Below are 6,250 nucleotides of genomic sequence, written 5' to 3'. Positions count from 1 at the left end.
TCAAAAGCTGGTTTTTAACTTACCTTGTTGCTTTGGACTTCTTCTAGGCGAACAACGCGCGTATGCTGCGTATGACTCCATTGCTTGTTGTTTTGCGTGAAGAACGCGTAGAACGTGATCGGCCACCAGGAAATCAAGTAAATCGGGAACAGGATCAGGTAAGCATACACCTTCTTGGACTTTACCTTCTCAAGGAACATCGCCATCAGGAAAATAAAGACATTCGCGACGATCGCCACGTAGGACACCCACATCGGCAGGTAGCCGTACAGCGTATCGAAGTGCGGTCCGCGAAGCAGCGACTGGTCAACCCAGATGAATGCCGTCAGCAGGAACGTCAGCAGCACGATGTATACGTTAGCGCCGTAGAGCGCCATGTCCAGCTTCACCATGCTCCGCTCTTTAATACTCTTCCAGAGCAGCGGGAAGAAGTAACGGCGAGCAACGGTGAAGTGTCCTTGCATCCAGCGAAGGCGCTGGCGAGCCGACGCTTTAAACGTCAACGGCTTCTCGTCAAACAGCTTGGCGTCATAGTTAAATACCGGGTACACACCGCGTTCGACGCAGCGCATGGTGAACTCCAGGTCTTCGACCAGGCTGGTCGCGCCCCAGCCGATTTCCTTGAGCAACTCAGTTTCGAAGCACATCCCCGTGCCCCCGAGGAAATTTGCCATCTTCAGGTTTGTTCGGGACAGCTGCCACAGACGGTTGCAATACCAGTAGGAAATCCCGTAAGAAGCGGTAATCCATGAATCCTCCGGATTCTTCGTGTCGATGTAGCCTTGAATCACCCGGGCGCCAGAGCAAAGATCGTTATTCATTTCGCGCAAGAAATCCGGATGAGCCAGGTTGTCGGCGTCGAACATGACGACCGCGTCATATTGGCGCGGCATTTTCCACAATTGCTTCAGCATCCATTCGATGGCGTAGCCTTTCCCGCGCAAATTCGGATTGCTGCGCACGCAAGCGTTCATGCCGTGGCTCCGGACGATGCTCGCGGTATTATCGGTGCAGTTATCGCAAATGACAAACACGTCGTATAATTCTTTCGGATAGTTAAGCTGCTTCAAATTCTCCATCAACGCCCCGACTACTCTTTCCTCGTTATGCGCCGCGACCAACACGGCAAAGGATTTGCTCGGTGCGTGTTGAACTTTGTTTTTCTTCCTGTACATGCCAAATAAAGCCAAACCAAATTGATACACCCCTACCACTGCAAGCACAACCTGCAGCGAGATCAAGATGACATCTAACATGATTTCTTGCCCCCTTTTTCTCCGATGATTTGTTTTTTTATTTACTTCGGAGTTTTTTTGTTGTTTATGACCCTTTCATTCTTCTTGCGTTTTCTCACTGATACGATTACCGGCTCTTTTTTTAAACCATTACGATTTTCCATGAGTTGACTGCTTTTGTCAAAACCACTAAGACCCCGTCGTCGCTCAAATACCTCGAAGTCCGGCAATTTTGGCATACGGGACCACCGCATCCTGCTTTCAGGTACGGTTACATCTTATTTTCATCACTTTTGGCATTTTTTATTTCTAATTTCTTCTTTTTTTTAACGACCCGGCTGACGACGCATTGGCATTACATCTACATAAACGTGATAACCCAGCAAAAAGTTTACAATTCTGCACCCTTTTTTTTAAACTTATTTGCTATGATTTGAATCATTGTACAGGGGCAAGGGGCGGAAAGTCAAAAAAGAGCACGGCCTGCAACCCAAAAAACGTCCTTGAAAAGGCCATGGATTAAAAATATGATAAGTCTAACTTGAAAATGCCATGCTATTTGAAACGGGCAGCCCTTGGACAGGCAGTTCTCGGGCGGTAAGAATGCGGTCAAACATCGTGCGGAGGGATTTCATGATTCGTTTATTCCATAAGCTTCAACAACTCGACCAGCAGCTCTTTGTAGGGATCAACGGCCGCTTGCATCGCAGCTTCCTGAATTTTTGGCTGTACCATTTAACCCATTTAGGTGGAGCCTGGTTTACCATTCTCTCATCCTTGTTCATTTGGTTGGCCGCTCCGCAGCCGTGGAGCCGAATCGGCTTGCAATCCTGCGTTGCGCTTGCAATTAGTCATCTTCCGGTAGCGCTGGTGAAAAAGACCTATCCGCGTCTCCGGCCCTACTTAACGCTGCCAGGCACGAACACTTTCCGAAATCCGCTGACGGACCACTCGTTTCCATCCGGTCATACAACAGCGATTTTTTCCGTCACCGTGCCGTTTATGGCGGCTGCTCCTGGACTCATATTGGTGCTTTTACCGGTGGCTCTGCTCGTCGCGGTATCGCGTATTTATTTAGGTCTGCATTATCCATCGGACACCCTGGCAGGAGCCGTGATTGGCTCCTCCGTAGCGCTCGGAACGGTTGCAATATGGGCTTAAAGGGGATATTGTAGACAGTAGGAAAACCTTGCAGGAAAAGGTGAAACCAGTGCAAAAACAGAGAGTCTTGCTTTTATCCGAGGGGTTTGGAGCCGGTCATACACAAGCGGCCTACGCGCTCTCCAGCAGTTTACGAAAGATCGCGCCAAACGTGCAGACGAAAGTCCTAGAGCTTGGCAGTTTTTTAAACCCTAGAGTGGCGCCGATCATCATTACCGCTTACAAAAAAACGGTGTCCTCGCAACCTCGGCTTATCCGTATGATGTATCGCAGTAACTATAAAAAGTCTTTGAACCGATTGACGACGCTGGCTCTTCATCGGATTTTCTATACGCGTACGATTCAAATCATCCGTCAGCTTCATCCTGACGTCATCGTCTGTACCCATCCGATTCCCAGCGCGGTGATCTCACGTCTGAAGCGGCTGGGCATGCTGGACGTCCCGCTTTGCACCGTGATTACCGATTACGATGTACACGGCGCCTGGGTCAGCCGAGAAGTGAATTGTTTCCTCGTCTCTACCGATCAAGTGCAGAGGAAATTGTTAGAGCGCGGTGTAGACAAGAACAAAATTCTAATTACCGGCATTCCGGTCCACCCCAACTTCTGGGAGCGCCACCACAAGGAGGATATCCGGCTGCAGTTCGGCTTGAAGGATATGCCTACGGTACTCGTCATGGGTGGGGGCTGGGGTTTTATGAAGGATGAGGCGGTTAATTCGCTACTCGCTTTGTACCGAGAGCAAATCCAGATCATCTTCTGTTTTGGCAGCAATGAGAAGTCGCTGGAGAAGATGAAGAAGGACCCCCGGTTCATACATCCGAATATTCACCTGCTTGGGTTCACAAAGGAAATCGACAAGCTGATGGAAGTTTCCGACTTGCTGATAACCAAACCCGGCGGCATGACCTGCTCCGAAGGGCTGGCCAAAGGCATCCCCATGTTGTTTCACAAGCCCCTTCCCGGACAGGAAGAGGAAAATTCACATTATTTTACGCAACAGGGATGGGGAACCCCTATCAATTCGTTGGACGACATTACCAATTGGGTCAAACGGTTGACCGAACAGTACGACGATGTCGTTCGCAAGCGGGAAGAGGTCTTGAATCATATTGCCCTATTCCGGCCGATGCAGAGTGCCCAAGCTATTATCGATCTTCTTGCAAATACGAATTTCATCCGAAAATAACCGGCCTGAAGGAACGGCCAGTCGCAAAAAAAAGCGGAGCTAAGGATATCCATCCTGCTCCGCTTTTGTTCGCTATTCAAACATCTCCATCTTCCGCTCCTGGTACCGCCGCACTGCCGCTTCGCCGACCATGACCTCGCAGCGGTAAATCGGCATCCCTTGTCCAACGAATTTGCTCTCATACTCCGTCATGACATGGGCCTCGTTGATCCCGCCTTCATGCAAGCTGAGCGAGATGTCATTCATCTGCAGTCCCACAGCAGCGAAGGCATTCAGCGAGAATTCAAACAGCACGCGCGAATCCGTCTTGAAGTGAATTTCGCCGTTCTCATTCAGAAGCTGGCGGTACTTGTCCAGAAAACGCGGATGGGTCAGCCGCCGACGCCAATGCTTCTTCTTCGGCCAAGGATCGCTGAAATTCAAATAAATGCGTTCTACTTCCCCCGGCGCAAAAAACTCTTCGATCATCTCGATGTTGCCGAGCGCCAGACGAACGGTTTCCGGCTCCTTCGCTCCCTGCTCATCCCACTTCGCACGGACCTTCTCGCTAGCCCGTCGGATCAGCTCGTCGTACATATCCATACCGATGAAATTCACGTCCGGATATTTCACGCTCATGCCGCTGATGAACTGGCCTTTACCCATGCCAAGCTCGATGTGGATCGGCCGACCGTTACCGAACACCTCAGCCCAACGCCCTTTATATTCCCGAGGATTCAGGACAACCAGCTCCTGCTGTTGTTCCAAATTCTCCCGTATTCCTTTTCTACCGCGTAAACGCATGTTATTCCTCCGCTTTCTTGTTATCCATTCCTTGCAATATTGTGCCGAAGATCGCCGAAAATGTAAAGCGCGCAATGAAAAAGGAACCAACCGTTCGCCGGGGAGACGAGACGAGTGATTCCTTTTTCGATATATTTTGGAATTGGGGTCCAACGAATTTGATACTTTCAAAATAACATATTCCGAAACCTGCCGCAAGGAATCAGGCAAGCACACTTCCCCTTTTTGCGCGAAATTTGATACAATGAATCCAGTGGAAGCGGCGTACGGACGCGGCTTTCGCCGTTGTATAAATATGCATAAATTATTTTGTGACAAAATGAAGGAGCCGCAATGAGTACACTGATGACGGACACTCCTACTTGGTGGGGAGACAAAAGATTTCATACATGGAATACCGAGATGCGACGCGAGTTCGGGGACAAAGTATTTAAGGTCATGCTGGATGCCGGATTCACTTGTCCCAACCGGGACGGTTCGATCGCGAAAGGCGGCTGCACGTTCTGCAGCGCCCGGGGATCGGGCGACTTCGCCGGGAGCCGCAGAGACGATCTGGTCACACAATTTGCCACGATCCGCGACCGGCAGCATCAGAAATGGCCGCATGCCAAATATATCGGGTACTTCCAGGCCTATACGAATACTTATGCGCCGGTGGAGGTCCTTCGTGAATATTACGAGGCGATACTTGAGCAACCGGGGGTCGTCGGCTTATCTATCGCCACGCGGCCGGATTGCCTGCCCGACGATGTCGTCGATTATTTGGCCGAGCTCAATGAGCGGACCTACCTTTGGGTGGAGATGGGCCTTCAAACGATCCACGAATCGACGTCTACGCTGATCAACCGGGCGCATGATACGCAGTGCTACCTCGATGCGGTGGAGAAGCTGCGCAAACGAGGCATTCGCGTCTGCACGCATATCATTTACGGATTGCCACAGGAAACGCACGAAATGATGCTGGAAACCGGCCGCGCTGTAGCGAACATGGATGTGCAGGGGATCAAGATCCATCTGCTCCATCTGATGCGCAAAACGCCGATGGTCAAGCAATATGAGGCGGGGTTGCTGCGATTTTTGGAACAGGACGAATACATCAAGCTGATCGTGGATACGCTGGAATTTCTACCGCCAGAAATGATTGTGCACCGGCTGACGGGGGATGCTCCACGCGACCTGCTGGTCGGACCGATGTGGAGCCTTAAGAAATGGGAAGTGCTGAACGCCATCGACGCCGAGCTGAAACGCCGCGATTCCTGGCAAGGCAAGTATTGGAGAGGACGCTGATAGGCTATGGGCTTTCTCTCCGTATTAAGCTTCGCACATAAACTGGCGAGTGAGCGGCTTGCGCCTGGCGACGCCGCGGTCGACGCCACGGCGGGCACGGGCGCGGACACCCTGTTCCTGGCCAAGGCCTGCGGACCGAAGGGGCGAGTATTCGCCTTCGATATCCAGCCGCAGGCGCTGGCGCTCACGCAGGCCAGGCTGGACAAGGAGCCGGCGGACTCCATCGCTGCCGTGTCCCTGCTCCAGGCCAGCCACGCGGACATGGCGGCCGTGCTGCCGTCCGACGTACACGGCCGATTGGGCGCCGTCATGTTTAACCTCGGCTATCTTCCTGCCGAGGGCGCCGATTCGGCGCTGATCACGCTGCCGGACAGCACGCTGCCGGCCCTGGAGGCCGGCCTCGCCCTGCTGCGGCCGCGCGGGATCCTGACCGCCGTTCTCTACCCCGGCCATCCCGGAGGTGACGCCGAAGCGGCGGCAGTAGAAGCATGGGCGGCGCTACTCCCTGCTTCCGCCGGGCAAGCAATTCTCTACCGACAGCCGCAAAGGTCGGCTGCGCCGTATTTGATCGCTGTCGAGAAGAAATAACAAACCA

The 6,250-nt window shown here is 52.3% G+C and carries 6 protein-coding genes; 4 read left to right on the top strand and 2 right to left on the bottom strand.

What is annotated here, in order from left to right; translation table 11 throughout:
- Positions 1-14: 14 nt before the first annotated feature.
- Positions 15-1,256 carry a glycosyltransferase family 2 protein gene (locus IM700_RS20160; RefSeq protein WP_155607534.1) on the bottom strand — a complete coding sequence of 414 codons (1,242 nt, stop codon included), beginning with the start codon at positions 1,254-1,256 and terminating at the stop codon, positions 15-17.
- Positions 1,257-1,868: 612 nt separating this feature from the next.
- On the opposite strand from IM700_RS20160, the gene IM700_RS20155 reads away from it, so the two are divergent.
- Positions 1,869-2,396: a phosphatase PAP2 family protein gene (locus tag IM700_RS20155; protein ID WP_155607535.1), complete on the top strand. Its 528-nt coding sequence runs from the start codon at positions 1,869-1,871 to the stop codon at positions 2,394-2,396.
- A 49-nt stretch (positions 2,397-2,445) separates the two neighbouring features.
- A complete protein-coding gene (locus IM700_RS20150) occupies positions 2,446-3,585 on the top strand; it encodes an MGDG synthase family glycosyltransferase (protein ID WP_193415419.1) in 1,140 nt (379 codons plus the stop codon).
- A 72-nt stretch (positions 3,586-3,657) separates the two neighbouring features.
- On the opposite strand, the gene trmB is transcribed toward IM700_RS20150, so the two are convergent.
- Positions 3,658-4,368, bottom strand: a complete 711-nt coding sequence (gene trmB / locus IM700_RS20145) for a tRNA (guanosine(46)-N7)-methyltransferase TrmB (RefSeq protein ID WP_155607537.1) — start codon at positions 4,366-4,368, stop codon at positions 3,658-3,660.
- Between the two features lie 333 nt (positions 4,369-4,701).
- On the opposite strand from trmB, the gene mnmL reads away from it, so the two are divergent.
- Both mnmL and mnmM read left to right on the top strand, forming a co-directional pair.
- Entirely contained in the window at positions 4,702-5,655 is a 954-nt protein-coding gene (gene mnmL / locus IM700_RS20140; RefSeq protein WP_155607538.1) for a tRNA modification radical SAM protein MnmL/YtqA, read from the top strand.
- A gap of 6 nt (positions 5,656-5,661) precedes the next feature.
- Positions 5,662-6,243 (top strand): tRNA 5-(aminomethyl)-2-thiouridylate-methyltransferase MnmM, encoded by a 582-nt coding sequence (mnmM, locus tag IM700_RS20135; protein ID WP_193415420.1) that lies wholly within the window; start codon positions 5,662-5,664, stop codon positions 6,241-6,243.
- Positions 6,244-6,250 lie beyond the last annotated feature (7 nt).

The organism is Paenibacillus rhizolycopersici (assembly GCF_014947195.2).
Classification (GTDB): Bacteria; Bacillota; Bacilli; order Paenibacillales; family Paenibacillaceae; genus Fontibacillus; species Fontibacillus rhizolycopersici.
The sequence above is the reverse complement of the archived record's forward strand: the minus strand, read 5'-3'. Positions and strand labels throughout refer to the sequence as shown.

Excerpts from the sequence above, each read along its gene's own strand:
- IM700_RS20160 (WP_155607534.1), bottom strand. The coding sequence starts at position 1,256 with ATGTTAGATGTCATCTTGATCTCGCTGCAGGTTGTGCTTGCAGTGGTA.
- IM700_RS20155 (WP_155607535.1), top strand. The coding sequence starts at position 1,869 with ATGATTCGTTTATTCCATAAGCTTCAACAACTCGACCAGCAGCTCTTT.
- trmB (WP_155607537.1), bottom strand. The coding sequence starts at position 4,368 with ATGCGTTTACGCGGTAGAAAAGGAATACGGGAGAATTTGGAACAACAG.
- mnmL (WP_155607538.1), top strand. The coding sequence starts at position 4,702 with ATGAGTACACTGATGACGGACACTCCTACTTGGTGGGGAGACAAAAGA.
- mnmM (WP_193415420.1), top strand. The coding sequence starts at position 5,662 with ATGGGCTTTCTCTCCGTATTAAGCTTCGCACATAAACTGGCGAGTGAG.